Raw genomic sequence first — 15,239 nt, 5'->3', positions numbered from 1 at the left:
CGCGCCGCCTGAGGCAACAAAGCGGGACGTGCGGGGAGATCACGCCCTGCCGTTCGCGGGCAGGCGGGCCGGGGGTGCGGCCCGCCTCATCCCCTTCACGGCAATCGTCCGTGCATGCGAGCCCGTGGGCCACAACGAATTCCGACACTGTCGTCTCCAAGGTCCGGCGTGGATTGCCGCGTGATTGACGGTCGGCAGGTGCGTCCGTGCAACGTGTGGTATCGCTGATACGTTGACGAAGCCCGCGGTTCTATGCATCCTGCCGGCCAACGAACGAAGATGCCGGATACGGCACGGGGAAGAGCAGGGCCAAAGGCCCAAGGCATTGATAAGCTTCGCATTCGCCCAAGGGGACCGCGCGTCTCGCCGGGTCGCCATGGCTTTCTGAAGAGCTGCAGGGTCTCGTCATCAAGGGAAATCTGCAGAGTTGCGGCGCGCTTCGGCGTCGCGAAAGCACGACATACGCATTCACGACGTCATTCGCATCGTTTGCTCGAGGCCGGAGGGGATTGTGAAGGAAAAGTCGAGGTTTCTGCCAGCCCTGCTGGCTGCCATGCTGGCCGCATCCGTGGCGCTGCCCGCCACTGCCGCCGATCTGGTGATCGCCATGCCCAACTGGCCGTCGGGCCAGGCAACGGCCAATATCCTGAAAGTGGGCATCGCCAAGAAGTTCGGGCTCGACGCCGAGGTCAAGGAACTCGGCACGCTCAATGCCTTCGTTGGTTTCGAAGCGGGCACGGTGGACATCCAGCCGGAAGTCTGGCGACCGAACTTCGAAGACGTCGTGCGCAAATACGTGACCGACAAGAAGGTCGGCCAGCTGACAGAGCGTAGCGTGCCGGCCTGGCAGGGGCTTTGCGCCACGCCGGAAGCGGCAAAGACGATCAAGTCCGCCGCCGATCTCAGCGACCCGGAAAAGACCAAGATCCTCGACACCGACGGCGACGGCAAGGGCGAGATGTGGATCGGCGCCGCCACCTGGCTTTCGACCGGCATCGAGCGGGCGCGGGCGGCCGGCTACGGCTACGACAAGACGCTGACGCTGTTCGAGGCGGAAGAGGAGGTGGCGATGGCTGCTGTGGACGCGGCGGTCGCGACCGAGCGGCCGATGGTGTTCTACTGCTACGCGCCGCATCACGTCTTCGAACTGCACCAGATCGCACGGCTCGAAGAGCCGCCGCACGATGCCGCCAAGTGGAAGATCCTGCCGCCGAGCGATCCGCTCTGGGTCTCGAAATCCAGCGCTTCGACCGCCTGGCAGGCGGCGCATTTCCAGATCGCCTATGCCACCGCCTTCGGCAAGAAACACCCTGACGTGGCGAAGTTCCTGGAGAAGGTGGATTTTTCGCCGGAGGAAGTGACGAAGATGAGCTACGCGCTGGAGGTCGAGCGGCAGGCGCCGGCCGACTACGCGAAGAAATGGGCCGAGGACAACGCGGCGCGCATCGACGGGTGGGCCAAGCCATGAGCGGACGTTCTGACGACAATCGCCTTGCCGGCACGGACCGGCCCCTGTGGACGCGGCGCAGGCTCGGTGTCGCGGTGCTTGCCGCCGCCCTTACGCTCGGGCCGCTTGCCGCCTGGGCGCAGACCCAGATCTACGACGCCCGCACCAAGAAATGGGTGAACTACGACAAGAAGAAAGCGCGGCAGTATTTCGCCCGCAACAACCAGCTTCCGGAGGCCTTCCGCCGCCAGGTGGTGACCTTCCGCACGGCGGAACAGCCGGGCACGATCATCATCGACGGCAACCAGCACTTTCTCTATCTCGTGCAGCCCGGCGGCCAGGCGATCCGCTACGGCATCGGCGTCGGCCGCGAGGGCTTTGGCTGGGCCGGCATCGTGCGCGTCGGGCGCACGGCCGAATGGCCGACCTGGACGCCGCCAGCCGAAATGGTGGCGCGCGACCCGAATGCGGCGAAATGGGCGGCCGGCATGCCCGGCGGGCCGGACAATCCGCTCGGTGCACGCGCGCTCTATCTCTACGAGGGCGACCAGGACACGATCTACCGCATCCACGGCACGGTGGAGCCCTGGACGATCGGTCTCGACGTTTCCTCCGGCTGCATCCGCATGAACAATGACGACGTCATCGACCTGCATTCGCGCATCGAGATCGGCGCCAAGGTGATCGTGCTGATGCAGGGGGCGGCGCTCTATAAGGGCGTTTGAGCAGAGCAAGGCGGACCGCTTGAGAGCGGCGCGCCGGCGCATGCATTTTGCAGGTGCAGGCGCCTTGCGGGCGCCAGGATGGAACCGATTGGCTGCCGGGGACACGCGTGGCCGATCGCGCGAAGGAACAGGGACAGAAGATCCGAAGGGGAGGATACGTGGTGAGCGAGGGGATATTGCGTATGAAAGGCCTTGTTCTGGCACTGGCGGCCACGGCCGCGATCGGCGGCTGCCAGTCCGCGCCGAAGCCCGAGGATATGGCCCGCACGAGCCTGCAGACGGCGCCGGCCGACCTGCAACTGCTCTGCGCCCATGCCGCGGCGGGCGCCGCCCAGGTCGACAGCACAAAGGTACTGCCGACCAGTTCGCGCGCGCTCGATGCCGCTTCCTACAGCGTCGACCTCGACGCCGCCGGCCGCAAGTTCACCTGCATCGTCGATACCGCCGGCAGCGTGAAGTCGGTGACGCCGGTCTAGCGACAACCCGGCCGCGGTCATGCCGTCGGCCGTCAATCACCCAGATTGAACAGCGTCGAGGGATCGGCAACGACGGGCGGCGCGTAGAAGGTCAGGCGCGCCGCTTCCATCAGCAGCAGCGGCTGGTCCATCTCGACCGCAAGGCCGGTGATCCAGTCCTGGAAGTCGCGTACCCGGTCGGCGTAGTCGGCCGAAAGGTCATGTGCCTCGGACGGGTCGGCGCCAAGGTCGAAGAGTTCGACCTTTTGCGGCAGCGTCGCCTTCCAGACGAGCTTCCAGTTGTCCCTTCGCACGGCGCCCCCCATGGGGTCGACGTTATAGACCACCTCGGTGCGCGGCGTCGGCTTGCCCTCGCTCAAGGTGGGCCAGAGATTGATGCCGTCGAGCGGCTGGTTCTTGTCGAGCGTCGCGCCGACGATCGCGGCCAGCGTCGGATACATGTCGACCACGTGGACCATGCCTGCGACCTTGCCGGGCTTGATCTTCTTCGGCCAGTTGGCAAGCGCCACCACGCGGGTGCCGCCCTCGTAGAGCGTGCCCTTGCCATCGCGGTAATGGCCGTTGTCGGCCGGCAGTTCGCCGCTCACCTTGCTGTCGCCGGCAAAGAGCGAACTCGTCACGCCGCCATTGTCGCTGTGAAAGACGATGAGCGTGTTGTCGCGCATGCCGCGTTTTTCGAGCGACGCCAGCAGTTTGCCGATGCCGTCGTCGAGCACGGAGACCATCGCCGCATAGGCCCGGCGGTTCTTGTCCGAGATGTGCTTGTAGCGGTCGAGTGTGTCGTCCGGCGCCTGGAAGGGCGTGTGCGGTGCGGTGAAGGCGAGGTAGAGGAAGAGCGGGCTTGCGGGATCGTGGCTATCGACCACCCGGGCCGCCTCGTCGCCGATCAGCGTGTTGTCGAAGCCGATCTCCTCGATCGGCCTGTTGCCCCGGTACCAGTCCTTTACCCCATGGGAAGAGTGCTTGAAGTGGTCGATCTCGCCGACCAGCGCGCCGTAGAAGGTGTCGAAGCCGCGTTGCTTCGGCCAATATTCCGGCTTGGCATGGCCGAGATGCCACTTGCCGACGAGCGCCGTCCGGTAGCCTGCGTCCTTCATCACCTGGGAAAGCAGATACTCGTCGAGCGCCAGGCCATAGGAACCGGGCGAGGGGATCACGCCCGTCTGCAGGCCATAGCGCAACGGGTAACGGCCGGTGAGGAAGGCGGCGCGCGTCGGCGTGCACATCGGCTGGGTGTAGAACTGGTCGAAGGTTACACCGGTGGCCGCCAGCCGGTCGAGATTGGGCGTCCTGATGTCCGAGCCGCGGAAGCCGACATCGCCCCAGCCGAGATCGTCGGCGATGATGTAGACGATGTTCGGCGCGGTCGTGCCGGCTGCTTGCGCCGCATCCGGGGCAAGAGCCGCAAGGCCCGCCGGCGTACCGGCGGCAAGGGCAAGCGCCGCACCGCTCATGAGAACGTCGCGCCGGGTCGGGCCCGCTTGCGGATCCGCGCCAGCCGTCTTGTCGCCGCATGCGTTTGCACGGGCGTTATTCGCTTGCAGTTCAGACATGCGCACCCCCTGGAAATGCGACCCGGCCGGACGGCGGATCCTTCTATTCGATATAGCTAATATCTGCATCTTCCGGTAGCGCCGTCAATTAACATTGTCGTGGTGGCGAAGGGGCGAAATGCCGCGTCTCGGACGGCCTATCGACGGCTGCATCAAAGAGCTGTCGTGGCACTGAGGCCGATAATTTCATGGGATTAAGCTTTGTGCGGTGCAAATAAATAATGCTGCAGTGCAAATAGTATTTTGACTAATTGCGTTGTTTGATCAGTATATTTTTCAAAACTTCTTCCAAGTTTTGTAAATCTGTGCTCTCATAGGTTTAGTTGGAAGGAGGAAATGCCATGCCCTCGTTCTTCGAGCACTTTGCACTTTTCGACGCCTTGATCGTTGCGGCGATCTGCACACTTCTGATCCTGAGTTACTTCAGCCGCGAGGCCTGAGGACTGCGGTCGCGAAGGCGGGTTGATTGCCGACCCGGAGCGGTCGGAAAACGCCTGGCATGCGCGTCATGCCAGCCGTCGTGGCGCCTCCGAACGGCGACAACTCCTGGCTATTTTCATTTTCTATCTGCACAACTTTACGGCTGTGAAGGTCTTTGCTACCTGAGACGCTCAGTCGAGGGGTAGCAGCATGGCAGTTTGGTACTATTTGACCGGACCGGATCAACACGGTCCTGTCGATGACGACGATCTCCGAGCGCTTGTTCGGGATGGCAGGATCACGCAAGAAACCATTGTGTGGCGCGAAGGTCTGGAGGAACGGCAGGCGGCCGGATCCCATCCAGACCTTGTCGATGCCTTTGTGCCGCCACCCATCTCGGCGACCGCAGCCGAGGCGGATGCCGCCGAACCCATCGTCGAGGAACCAGCCGTTCAACCCGGACTGATCCGCAATTCCCGGCCCTGGCCACGGTTCTGGGCGCGCCTCATCGACAATTTTCTATTCTCCCCGCTGCTCGGATTCGGTATCGGGCTATTGGCCGTTATCTACGCTCCGAACATCTACCTGCAAATCGTCTCCATAAATGGCGTTCTATTCGGCTTGATGTTGTTGCCGCTTGTCGCTTTGGTGCTGGCGCTTAGCATGACGATCACGGGGACGACGCCGGGCAAGGCGATCGCGGGTGTGCGCGTCCCGGTGCCTGCGGGTCGCAACCGTGCCCTGTTCTTCCTCGTAAGGGAGTTCAAGGTATGGGTTATCGGCCTCGGGCTGGGCATTCCGATCATCGCGCTCTTCACCCAGATCCGACAGCACCGCCGCGTCTCTCTTGGGCAACCCGCAAGCTACGACAGCGGGAACCCCGTCGTTGTCGCCGATCCCTCGCAGTTTCGGTTCGGGGTGACCCTGGTCGTGGCGGCCGCTCTCCTCATCGGTAGTTTCGCGCTGCAAGCGGAGGAGCGGGCCATGGAGAGCAACCTAAAGACCACTCAGGGCTGGTCCAACCCTATGACCCAGCGCGTGGCGACGATCGGGAGGTCCTGGAAGCCAGAGGAACTTGAGACCAATAGCGGTCGGATTTTCTACTTCGTTTCCGACGAACTTCTCTCCGAGGCGCTTTTCGGGCACGAACAGTTGCCTTCGGATGGCATTGGAGCGGACCGCTATGCGGAGGCGCTCGAGAAAGTGCTCCGCGAGGAGGTCGATATCACCACCGGCTGGCAGCCCGTCACTATTTTTGACATGGCGGGCCTTCAGGCAGGCCTCAGGGCAACGGGCAAGGCAGTGAGCGCAGAGGACACGTCTGTTGAAGTGACGGTCGCCGTCAGCGGTCGCGATGCGTGGAGAACGCTGGTTTACACCCGCGGCAATTCCGCTGAGCAGGAGGCGGAGAAGAGACGGTTTGTCGACGCCATGTTTGCGACGACGAAGTAGCGGAGTTCGGCGGCGCGGGCGCGCGGGCGGCTCTCTGAATGCGCTTCAGTCCGCGCGGTTCGCCGCGACATGCAGCCAGCGGGTCGGCTCGCCGTCATAGCCGCCGCCGTCGGCCTCGCCGATGTCGACTTCGGGCCAGCCGGCGTCTTCGAAGCAGGCACGCAACCAGCCGGCTGAGGGGTAGTTGAAGTAGCGGCCGAAGCGGTCGTGGCCTTCCGTCTCGCCTCCCTTGAAACTCGCCTGCAGCAGGCCGCCAGGTTTCAGCGCCCGGCGAATGCGGGTGAGCACGTCGGCGAGCTCCGTGCGCGGCACATGCAGGAGCGAGGCCTCGGCCCAGATGCCGTCGAACCGATCTTCCCAAACGATCTCCTGAAACGCGATGACCTCGACCTTGCAGCCGATGCGCGCTTCCGCTTCCCGCGCCAGTTCCGCCGAGCCGTCGCAAGCGCTGACGTCGAAGCCATGCTCCAGCAGGACGAGGCTGTCATGTCCGCCGCCGCAGCCGAGATCGAGCACGCAAGCCCCGGGAGCGAGGCGGGCCATGAAGGCCGCCAGACGCGCCTGCGGCGGCTTGCGGTCGCGCGCCGCATAGGTGGCGGCATTGTCGCGATAGAAGGCGAGAGTATCGTCGTCGGGTTTTGTCATCGATGCTTTCTGGGCGTTGGTGGCGGGCGTGGGAAGGGCGATTGCCGTGGCCGCGAAAAGATCCGTTCCGGCAACTGACCGTTCTCGTCCTCGAAGCCCGGCAACAGACTAGACGAAGATGGTGACAGGCGGAGCAGAAATGTCGAGGTGCCGCGCGCAGAAGGGCTGATCGACAGACCGGGCGCTTCCGGATAAGCATGTGGCAATTGTGCTTAGCCGGAACCTTCAATGGCCGATCTCCCCGTTCTCCTGACTTTCGTTGCAGCCCTCTTTGTTCTTGAGATCACGCCCGGTCCGGACATGATGCTGGTGCTCGCCCGCGGGATCGGGCAGGGGCGCCGGGTGGCGCTGTTGACGGTGGTCGGCATGATTTTCGTCGCCGGCGTCGTGCAGGTGGGGCTGCTCGTTCTCGGTGTCGCCTCGCTGCTGAAGGCCTATCCCGCCGGGCTCATGCTTCTGCAATGGGCGGGGGCGGCCTACATGCTCTATCTCGGCGCGCGGATGGTCTGGTCGAGTTTCGGCGATGCGGGCGCAGCCAAGCGACTGGCGGCGACCGAGGTTTCCGACTGGCGCGCGGTCCGCGAGGGAACGATCAACAGCCTGACGAACCCGAAGTCGCTGCTCTTCATGTTCGCCTTCCTGCCGCAGTTCGTCGATCCGACCGCCGGCCCCGTGTGGCTGCAGCTTGCCGTGCTTGGCACCGTGCAGAAGCTCGCAGGCATCCTCTCGCTCGGTTCGGTGGGGCTTGCCTCGGGAACGGTCGGCCAGGCGCTTTATCGCTTTCCGCGGCTGCTCGTCTGGCAGCAGCGTTTTACCGGTGCCGTCATGCTGGTGCTCGGCATCCGGCTCCTCTTCACAGGCAACGCCGGCGCGCCAGCGGTCAGAACGTGATGCAGCGGTTGCCCCCGCTGGTGGCGGGGACAGCGCTTGAATGACGTGCCGCGACGGCAGAGTGCCCAGGCCCTCTGCCGCGTGGTGTCGATCGGCCGGGTGTGGAGCCGGCAATATCTACGGTGTCACTTGGCCGCCTGGGTGGTTCCGAGCACGTAGTCCCCGTCCCAGTGCCAGATCTGCTTGTCGTCGACCGTAACCTTCACGATCGCCTGGAAGCCGGCGAGCGTGCCGCTGCCGGCATGGAACGCGCAGGTGCCGAGCGGCGGCTTGGCCGTATCGTAGACGACGCAATATCCGACCGCCGAGTCACCGTTTCCAACCGAGATGACGGCAGTGCTGCTGGAGAAGAGGGGGTTGGCGACCACCGGTCCATAATAGAGGATCTTGGTGCCCGCCGGGATCGCTTCGAGGTTCGATTCCGTGATGGTGCAGAAGCTCGGCGTGTCGCCGGTAAATTGGCTGCACTCCTTGGCAATCTTGAGGGGTTGCGTCTCCGGCGCTGCGGGTGCTGCGAACGCCGTTTGTGCCAGCGCCAGGATGGTGCCAGCCGACAGGATAAACAGTCTGCTCATAGCCTAGTCCCTCCGGTCGAATTGAGGGGCGGGATTTTACGCTTCGGCCTCTCCCCCGGCAATTTGCCTCTTCGGATTATCAGGGCACCGGGTGCAGCGGTCGGCCCGTTCGGAAAGCCTCGCAAGGCACAGCATCGGGCAGGCTGAACCATCCGGTCGAAAGGCAAGGAAAGACCATCCCGCAAGGCGCTGCCCTGCGAGATGGCGGCGGCAAAGGGCATCATCTCTATTGCTTCGCGTTCGACAGCTTGCCCATCACCTCGTCGAGGTTGAAGCTCGCCGGCTTCTGGCGGATCGGAAAATCCTTGAAGCTTTCGAGCCACTTGGCGACGAGCGCCTGCGAGGGCACGAGGATGAAGGCACGCTCGGCCATCCAGCGGTCGTATTCGAAGGATTCCGGGCCGCGCTCGAACGGATCCGCCCTGAGGTTGAAGATCAGCGGGATGCGCATGTTGGTGAACTCGCGCTGCCAGACGCCGATGCCGGTGTGTTCCTGGATCTTGAAGTTGAGCTTCCAGTCCAGCACGCGGACCGCGACCAGTTCGCCGTCGTCGTTCCAGTAGAGGAAGTCGCGGCGCGGGCCATCGGCGACTTCGCCGCGGAAGAAGGGCATCAGGTTGTAGCCGTCGAGGTGCACCTTGAAGGTCTTGCTGCCGGCCTGATAGCCGGTCAGGCACTTGGCGACGACATCCGGTTCGCCGGCCGCCGCACAGAAGGTCGGGATCAGGTCGTAGTGCGAGAACATGTCGTTATAGACCGTGTTCGGCTTGATGACGCCCGGCCAGCGGATCAGCATCGGCACGCGGTAGCCGCCTTCCCAGTTGGTGGCCTTCTCGCCGCGGAAGGGCGTCGTGCCGCCATCGGGCCAGCTCATCACCTCGGCGCCGTTGTCGGTGGTGTAGACGACGATGGTGTTGTCGAGCACGCCGAGATCCTCGAGCTTCTTCAGGAGTTCGCCGACCATGCCGTCATGTTCGACCATGCCGTCGGGGTAGAGGCCCTTGCCGGTCTTGCCCTGGGATTCGGCCTTCAGGTGCGTGAAGATGTGCATGCGGGTGGAATTGAAGTAACAGAACCAGGGCTTCTCAGCATTATGCTGCCGGTCGATGAAATCGAGCGCTGCCGCCAGGAACTCGGCATCCACCGTCTCCATGCGCTTCTTGGTCAGGGCGCCCGTGTCCTCGATCCGACCGTCGGCATAGGAATGGATGACGCCGCGCGGGCCGAAGCGTTTGGCGAATTCCGGGTTTTTCGGATAGTCCGGGTTCTCCGGCTCCTCCTCGGCATTGAGGTGGTAGAGGTTGCCGAAGAATTCGTCGAAGCCGTGGGCGGTCGGCAGGAATTCGTCCTTGTCGCCCAGGTGGTTCTTGCCGAACTGGCCGGTGGCGTAACCCTGCGCCTTCAGGAGTTCGGCGACGGTCGGATCCTCGGGCTGCAGGCCGAGATCGGCGCCGGGCAGGCCCACCTTCGTCAGGCCCGTGCGGATCGGCGACTGGCCGGTGATGAAGGCGGCGCGGCCGGCGGTGCAGCTCTGCTCGCCATACCAGTCGGTAAACATCGCGCCCTCGTTGCCGATGCGGTCGATGTTCGGCGTGCGATAACCCATCATGCCGCGGTGGTAGATGCTCGGATTGAGCCAGCCGATATCGTCGCCCATGATCATCAGGATGTTCGGCTTGCCGCTGCCGCCCGTGGCCGGCGTGCCCGATTGCTGGGCGTGCACGGCGGGGGCCGAAACCGTGAGGGCGGCTGCGGCGAGCGCGCTGCCGCCAAGCAGGAGATCGCGCCGGCTGACGCTCAAATGCGGTTCATCTTGAGGCTCAGTTCGTTCGGAATCGGATACCGGATGATTGCTCATGGCACGTCACTCCATATCGCCATAGGGATCGGGACTTCGTGCCGCCTGGTTCGTGCGATCGGGACAGGGCCGAGATCCATGCGGCACATGAAAGTGCTTCAGCGGCCGTTCGCGTCCTCGTGGACGTACGGCGCTGTCATGAAAGACAGTCGGTGGACGCGCGACTGTGCGCTCGCTTGTGGCAGGCGGCAAGGTGTAACAGTTACGCGAATGGCTTGCTTTGCCGGATGGCGCATGGCATTCGGCTCGAACTGACGTTACGTCAGGTTCTGGACGCAGCGTACGGGGAGGCCGAAGCGGCCGAAAAACACACGGAATTAGGTCAATAATATTGACATAAATTAGCCGTCGTGGTCCTGTCGCTTCACCGTCAGGAGTATCCGGTGTCAAGTGTGATCGCTTGAAGCGGAAAGATGCTTTAGAACGAAAATACCAGAGCGTCATTTGTGCGTTCATCTGAACGCACGGCGCTCTTCAATGAAGCGGGAGGAAGCGGAGAACCGCTTTCCGCATATAATCTCTGAGGAAACACCCCATGCTGGATTGGGAACATATCTTCGCGACGCGCTCGAGCCGGATGCGCGCCTCGGAAATCCGCGAACTGTTGAAGCTGCTCGACCGTCCCGACATCATCTCCTTTGCCGGCGGCATTCCCGACCCGGCGCTGTTCCCGGATGCGGAATTCAAGGACGCCTATGCGGAGATCTTTTCCGGTCCGGCCGTAAGTGCTGCGCTGCAGTACTCGGTCAGCGAAGGCTACAAGCCGCTGCGCGAATGGCTCGCCAAGGAGATGGAAAAGATCGGCATTCCCGCCGGTGCCGACAACATCTTCATCACGTCGGGTTCGCAGCAGGGCCTCGATTATCTCGGCAAGCTGTTCCTGTCGCCGAACGATACGGCGCTCGTCACCTGGCCGACCTATCTCGGCGCGCTGCAGGCGTTCAACGCCTACGAGCCGACCTATGACCAGCTGAACCCCAACGGCAACCGCACGCCGGAAGCCTACCGCCAGGCGGCAACCGATGCCGGCGGCCGCGTCAAGTTCGCCTATCTCTCGGCTGACTTCGCCAACCCGACCGGCGAAACCGTCGACCGCGCCGGCCGCGAGCGCGTGCTTGAACTTGCCGAAGAGCTTGACATTGCCGTCATCGAAGACGCTGCCTACCAGTCGCTGCGTTACGACGGCGAGCCGGTGCCGCCGATCCTGGCGCTCGAAATCGCCAAGAAGGGCGACATCAACAACACCCGCACGATCTATTGCGGCTCGTTCTCCAAGACTCTCGCCCCCGGCCTTCGCGTCGGCTGGGTCTGCGCGTCTGAGAAGGTCATCCGCAAGCTGGTGCTCTTGAAGCAGGCCGCAGACCTCCATTCCTCGACCATCAACCAGATGGCGATCTGCACCGTTGCCGAGCGCGGCTTCGACCAGCAGGTGGCCAAGATCCACCGGGTCTACAAGCAGCGCCGCACGGCTATGCTCGCAGCGCTTGAAAAGTACATGCCCGAGGGCGTGTCCTGGACGAAGCCGGAAGGCGGCATGTTCGTCTGGGTGACGCTGCCGAAGGGCATGGATGGCGCCGCACTGCTGGCAAAATCGATCGAGACGGCCAAGGTCGCCTTCGTTCCCGGTCGCGCCTTCTTTGCGGATGGCTCGGGCGAGAACACGCTGCGCGTCTCCTTCTCCTGCGCCAACGACCAGATGATCGACGAGGGCATCCGCCGTCTCGGCGACCTTATCCGTGGCGAAGTCGCGGCGCTGGCGGCTTAAGGCACCGGCTTTCCGGAAATAGTCGAACGCGCTCGCTCCGGCGGGCGCGTTTTTCTTTTGGCTGGTAAAACCTTCTTCTTTTAGTCAAGATGACGCATTGATCGAAGCGGGGCCTTCCGATAGACAGGACGGACATGACCGGGCACGCCCGGCCACGTAAGCGTTAACGTCACTCAACGCGTATGATCGAACGGCCAGAAGCGGCTTCGATCTGCGCGACTGTGTCCTGCGGATCGAGCTTTCAAGGCCCTCCAAAGGATGCAAATGGACAACTTTCCCGCCTATTCCCATCTCCCGACGCCGCGTATCGAACGTGTTCGCCACGAGCTGAAGCGCCGATCGCTTGTCGTTTCCGCGATCGAGCGGGTCACCCCCGGCATGCTGCGGATCACGCTTTCCGGCGACGATCTCGGCGATTTCGTCAGCCTCGGGGCGGATGACCACATCAAGATCTTCGTGCCCGGCGCCGATGGCACGGTGGAGCACCGGGATTACACGCCGCGGCGCTACGACACCGACGCCTGCACGCTGGTGCTCGACTTCGCGCTGCATGAGGCGGGGCCGGTGACGGCCTGGGCGATGAATGCCGCGGTCGGCGATCATCTCGAAATCGGCGGGCCGCGCGGCTCGGCGGTCGTCTCGGGAGACTTCAAGCGCTGGCTGCTGATCGGCGACGAGACGGCGTTGCCGGCGATCGGGCGGCGGATCGAGGAGACGCCGGCGGGGCATCAGATCACCAGCATCGCCGCGGTCACTGGGCTGGACGAGCGGCAGAAATTCCGCACCAAGGCGGCACTCACCACCCATTGGGCCTATCGCCCGCTCGGCCAAGCGCACGATCCCGCAGCGCTGCTTGCCGTCGTGCGTCAGGTGGCGCTGGAGCCCGGCACCTTCGTCTGGATCGCGGCCGAAGCCGCGGTCACCCGGGCGATCCGCTCCCATTTCGTCGAGGAGCGCGGCCTGCCGCTCACCTGGCTGAAAGCCTCGGGCTACTGGGTGAAGGGCAAGGCCGACAGCACCGAGAAGTTCGAATAGGCCATCTCGCTCTCCGGGAACGCGCGGCCGGCGGATCGAAAGATCCGCGCGGGCCTCCCGCGTCTGTCTCAGGCGCGCCTTTCCGAAGGGGCCTGCCGCGCTGATGTCGACAGCGCAGGGCCGGCAGAACAAGACCGGGAAAACCGTTCAGTTGCCCGGTTGCGCGGTTGCTTTGTCGCGGAGAGTCAGCTCATTTCGCTTGCTTGGGCGACGTCGATCCGATCCTGCGGAGCGACGGCTCCCACCCGTGGTTCACTTCGAGGGCAGGGCAGGCTTGGACCTCATCGACGATCAAGCGCAATCCGATCAGCCGACGCCGCGCATGTATGCCTGGGCGCGCAATTCGGCCGCCTATCGGCTGGCGCGGCAGATGCTGACGGAAAAGCAGCTCTTCGACGCCATCTCGCGCAAGGCGCGGGAGAAGTTCGAGGATATCAGCGTCAACCAGGTGGAACTGCTGGCCGCTGCCGCCGTGACCTTTGCCTATGACAACGGCGCGCTTAACGACAAAGCTTACGCCGAGATCAAGACCCGCTCGGCCATGCGCGGCGGCAAGTCGAAGCGGGCGATCGCCCAGAAGCTGTCGGAAAAAGGCGTCGCGCGGGATGCCGTCGCTGCGGCGGTGGCGGAAGCCGACGATCTCTATGCAGCCGTCGTCTTGGCGCGAAAGCGCGCCTTCGGACCGTTCCGCAAGGCGGCGCTCGACGAGAAGCGCACGGCCAAGGAGCTTTCGGCCTTTGCCCGGGGCGGCTTCGGCTTCGAACTGGGCAAGCGGGTCTTTGCGATGTCGATCGACGAGGCCGAGGACATTCTGTTCTCCGGCCGCTCGCTCTGACCTCAAGGGTCCGCTCCTGCCGTCAGAGCCGCGAACGGCCACGCCCTAAAATAAACATATGAATGAATCATTCATATGTTATGACGTCGGCTCGTTTCGTCAATCTGGTCGCGGCACTCGGCACGGCTCTCGCCGATGCCCAGGTCAGCGCCTGCGAAAAGCTCGGCGTCGTTCCGAGCGACGCCGCTGCCCTGATCACGGTCGGTTATCACCAGGGAATGTCCGTCGGCGCGCTGGCGCCGATCATCGGCTTTACGCAATCGGCCGCCGTGCGCTCGGTCGATCGGCTGGTGGCCCAGGGGCTGATTGAGCGGGGGCGGGGCGAGGACAAGCGCCAAGTCGCGCTATCGCTCACGGCAGCGGGCATGGCCCTGCGCAGCGAAGTACTCGATGCCCGCGGAAGGGCGGTCGAAAAGGCGGTCGCCGCACTCGATCCGTGGCAGCAGGTCGATCTCGAACCGATGGTGGAGACGATGCTGGCGGCGCTGACCGCGGACCGCCGCAGCGCCGACCATATCTGCCGGCTTTGCGACGAGACCGTCTGCACGCCGGAGACCTGTCCGGTCGAGCGCGTCGCGGTCGCCCGAGAGGCCGGGCCGTGACCGGGCACGGGCAGGAGGCGGTTGCCGGCAAGCTCGGGCTTGGGGCTGCCGTTGCCGCCATGGTGCTGTCCGCCGCCTGCTGGGGCTTTGCCACCGTCATGTCGAAGGGTGCGCTTTCGGCCTTTTCGCCGGCGTTGCTGGTCAGCCTGCAGCTCGGTGCCAGCGTCGCCTTTCTCTGGAGCGCCGTCGGCGCCTCCCGGCAAAAGCTGCGCTTCGACCGCCATACGCGGCTGGCGGCGCTGAGCGGTGTGCTCGAACCGGGGCTTGCCTATGTCTTCGGCACCTTCGGCCTGCTCCTGACGACGGCCGGCAATGCCTCGCTGATCGCCACCACCGAACCGCTGCTGATCGCGCTGCTCGCCTGGCTCCTGTTTCGCGAGAAGGTCGGCCTGCCGACCCTGCTTGCGATCCTTGCGGCGATGGCCGGTGTTGCGATCGTCACGGGCGCGCATGGCGCCGAAAGCGGCTTCAGCCCGGCCGGCGACCTTCTCGTCATTCTCGGCACGGTGTTTGCGGCGCTCTACGTGGTGGCAAGCAGCCGGCTCGTCGCCAAGGTCGATCCGCTGGTGCTCGCGGCCCTGCAGCAGTCCGTCGGCCTCATCTTCGTGCTGGTCTTCCTGTTCGCCTGGGTCTCGCCCCAGGCGATCGGCAAGGACCTGGCCGCTGCGGAGGCGGGCATGCTGGCGCTCGCTTTTGTGTCGGGCATCGTCCAGTACGCGCTTGCCTTCTGGCTTTACCTGATCGGCCTCAAGCGCCTGCCGGCAAGCACGGCCGCGCTGTTCCTGACCCTGACGCCGGTCTTCGGCATCGGCGGCGCGGCGTTTTTCCTCGGCGAAGCGGTGACGCCGTGGCAGGCGATCGGCACGCTCGTCATCATCGCCTCGGTCGCCGTCGCGTCGCAGGTTTCTCGCAGGTGACACCGATGCAAGCGCGGGACACGGGTATCGGCGGCGCAAGAGC

14 protein-coding genes are annotated in these 15,239 nt (G+C 64.3%); 10 read left to right on the top strand and 4 right to left on the bottom strand.

Features of this window, described 5'->3' with window-relative positions; translation table 11 throughout:
- Positions 1 to 553: 553 nt before the first annotated feature.
- The 3 genes from L981_RS13015 (at position 554) to L981_RS13005 (ending at position 2,648) form a co-directional block, all read left to right on the top strand.
- Positions 554 to 1,468 carry a glycine betaine ABC transporter substrate-binding protein gene (locus L981_RS13015; RefSeq protein WP_043616378.1) on the top strand — a complete coding sequence of 305 codons (915 nt, stop codon included), beginning with the start codon at positions 554 to 556 and terminating at the stop codon, positions 1,466 to 1,468.
- Positions 1,465 to 2,172 carry a L,D-transpeptidase gene (locus L981_RS13010; RefSeq protein WP_051659263.1) on the top strand — a complete coding sequence of 236 codons (708 nt, stop codon included), beginning with the start codon at positions 1,465 to 1,467 and terminating at the stop codon, positions 2,170 to 2,172. The genes L981_RS13015 and L981_RS13010 overlap by 4 nt, the downstream gene beginning before the upstream one ends.
- A 182-nt stretch (positions 2,173 to 2,354) precedes the next feature.
- On the top strand, positions 2,355 to 2,648 hold the full coding sequence (locus L981_RS13005) for a hypothetical protein (protein ID WP_245281625.1): 294 nt from the start codon (positions 2,355 to 2,357) through the stop codon (positions 2,646 to 2,648).
- 32 nt (positions 2,649 to 2,680) lie between these two features.
- Here L981_RS13005 and L981_RS13000 read toward each other — a convergent pair whose 3' ends face one another.
- On the bottom strand, positions 2,681 to 4,201 hold the full coding sequence (locus L981_RS13000) for an arylsulfatase (protein WP_052201778.1): 1,521 nt from the start codon (positions 4,199 to 4,201) through the stop codon (positions 2,681 to 2,683).
- A gap of 630 nt (positions 4,202 to 4,831) precedes the next feature.
- Here L981_RS13000 and L981_RS12995 point away from each other — a divergent pair.
- A complete protein-coding gene (locus L981_RS12995) occupies positions 4,832 to 6,073 on the top strand; it encodes an RDD family protein (protein ID WP_043616359.1) in 1,242 nt (413 codons plus the stop codon).
- Between the two features lie 45 nt (positions 6,074 to 6,118).
- On the opposite strand, the gene L981_RS12990 is transcribed toward L981_RS12995, so the two are convergent.
- Positions 6,119 to 6,718 carry a bifunctional 2-polyprenyl-6-hydroxyphenol methylase/3-demethylubiquinol 3-O-methyltransferase UbiG gene (locus L981_RS12990; protein ID WP_043616356.1) on the bottom strand — a complete coding sequence of 200 codons (600 nt, stop codon included), beginning with the start codon at positions 6,716 to 6,718 and terminating at the stop codon, positions 6,119 to 6,121.
- A 228-nt stretch (positions 6,719 to 6,946) separates the two neighbouring features.
- Here L981_RS12990 and L981_RS12985 point away from each other — a divergent pair, with 228 nt between their 5' ends.
- On the top strand, positions 6,947 to 7,609 hold the full coding sequence (locus L981_RS12985) for a LysE family translocator (protein WP_043616353.1): 663 nt from the start codon (positions 6,947 to 6,949) through the stop codon (positions 7,607 to 7,609).
- Positions 7,610 to 7,734: 125 nt separating this feature from the next.
- On the opposite strand, the gene L981_RS12980 is transcribed toward L981_RS12985, so the two are convergent.
- Positions 7,735 to 8,184, bottom strand: a complete 450-nt coding sequence (locus tag L981_RS12980; RefSeq protein WP_043616351.1) for a hypothetical protein — start codon at positions 8,182 to 8,184, stop codon at positions 7,735 to 7,737.
- A gap of 226 nt (positions 8,185 to 8,410) precedes the next feature.
- Positions 8,411 to 10,042, bottom strand: coding sequence for an arylsulfatase (locus L981_RS12975; RefSeq protein WP_043616348.1), 1,632 nt, complete (start codon positions 10,040 to 10,042; stop codon positions 8,411 to 8,413).
- A 535-nt stretch (positions 10,043 to 10,577) separates the two neighbouring features.
- Here L981_RS12975 and L981_RS12970 point away from each other — a divergent pair.
- The 5 genes from L981_RS12970 (at position 10,578) to L981_RS12950 (ending at position 15,196) form a co-directional block, all read left to right on the top strand.
- Complete coding sequence (locus L981_RS12970) at positions 10,578 to 11,807, top strand: PLP-dependent aminotransferase family protein (RefSeq protein ID WP_043616346.1); 1,230 nt, start codon at positions 10,578 to 10,580, stop codon at positions 11,805 to 11,807.
- Positions 11,808 to 12,071: 264 nt separating this feature from the next.
- Positions 12,072 to 12,842: a siderophore-interacting protein gene (locus L981_RS12965; protein WP_043616343.1), complete on the top strand. Its 771-nt coding sequence runs from the start codon at positions 12,072 to 12,074 to the stop codon at positions 12,840 to 12,842.
- 274 nt (positions 12,843 to 13,116) lie between these two features.
- The gene (recX, locus tag L981_RS12960) at positions 13,117 to 13,677 is read left to right on the top strand and encodes a recombination regulator RecX (RefSeq protein ID WP_043616341.1); all 561 of its coding nucleotides are present in this window, start codon (positions 13,117 to 13,119) and stop codon (positions 13,675 to 13,677) included.
- Between the two features lie 80 nt (positions 13,678 to 13,757).
- Positions 13,758 to 14,279: a MarR family winged helix-turn-helix transcriptional regulator gene (locus L981_RS12955; protein ID WP_043616338.1), complete on the top strand. Its 522-nt coding sequence runs from the start codon at positions 13,758 to 13,760 to the stop codon at positions 14,277 to 14,279.
- On the top strand, positions 14,276 to 15,196 hold the full coding sequence (locus L981_RS12950) for a DMT family transporter (protein WP_052201776.1): 921 nt from the start codon (positions 14,276 to 14,278) through the stop codon (positions 15,194 to 15,196). The genes L981_RS12955 and L981_RS12950 overlap by 4 nt, the downstream gene beginning before the upstream one ends.
- The last annotated feature ends 43 nt before the right edge of the window (positions 15,197 to 15,239 follow it).

Origin of the sequence: Ensifer sp. ZNC0028, from assembly GCF_000799055.1 — a bacterium.
Lineage (GTDB): Bacteria > Pseudomonadota > Alphaproteobacteria > Rhizobiales > Rhizobiaceae > Ensifer.
This window is presented reverse-complemented; position numbering and strand designations above follow the sequence as displayed.

Bases quoted from the DNA above. Each gene is read 5' to 3' on its own strand.
- L981_RS13015 (WP_043616378.1), top strand. From the start codon at position 554: ATGCTGGCCGCATCCGTGGCGCTGCCCGCCACTGCCGCCGATCTGGTG.
- L981_RS13010 (WP_051659263.1), top strand. From the start codon at position 1,465: ATGAGCGGACGTTCTGACGACAATCGCCTTGCCGGCACGGACCGGCCC.
- L981_RS13005 (WP_245281625.1), top strand. From the start codon at position 2,355: ATGAAAGGCCTTGTTCTGGCACTGGCGGCCACGGCCGCGATCGGCGGC.
- L981_RS13000 (WP_052201778.1), bottom strand. From the start codon at position 4,201: ATGTCTGAACTGCAAGCGAATAACGCCCGTGCAAACGCATGCGGCGAC.
- L981_RS12995 (WP_043616359.1), top strand. From the start codon at position 4,832: ATGGCAGTTTGGTACTATTTGACCGGACCGGATCAACACGGTCCTGTC.
- L981_RS12990 (WP_043616356.1), bottom strand. From the start codon at position 6,718: ATGACAAAACCCGACGACGATACTCTCGCCTTCTATCGCGACAATGCC.
- L981_RS12985 (WP_043616353.1), top strand. From the start codon at position 6,947: ATGGCCGATCTCCCCGTTCTCCTGACTTTCGTTGCAGCCCTCTTTGTT.
- L981_RS12980 (WP_043616351.1), bottom strand. From the start codon at position 8,184: ATGAGCAGACTGTTTATCCTGTCGGCTGGCACCATCCTGGCGCTGGCA.
- L981_RS12975 (WP_043616348.1), bottom strand. From the start codon at position 10,042: ATGAGCAATCATCCGGTATCCGATTCCGAACGAACTGAGCCTCAAGAT.
- L981_RS12970 (WP_043616346.1), top strand. From the start codon at position 10,578: ATGCTGGATTGGGAACATATCTTCGCGACGCGCTCGAGCCGGATGCGC.
- L981_RS12965 (WP_043616343.1), top strand. From the start codon at position 12,072: ATGGACAACTTTCCCGCCTATTCCCATCTCCCGACGCCGCGTATCGAA.
- L981_RS12955 (WP_043616338.1), top strand. From the start codon at position 13,758: ATGACGTCGGCTCGTTTCGTCAATCTGGTCGCGGCACTCGGCACGGCT.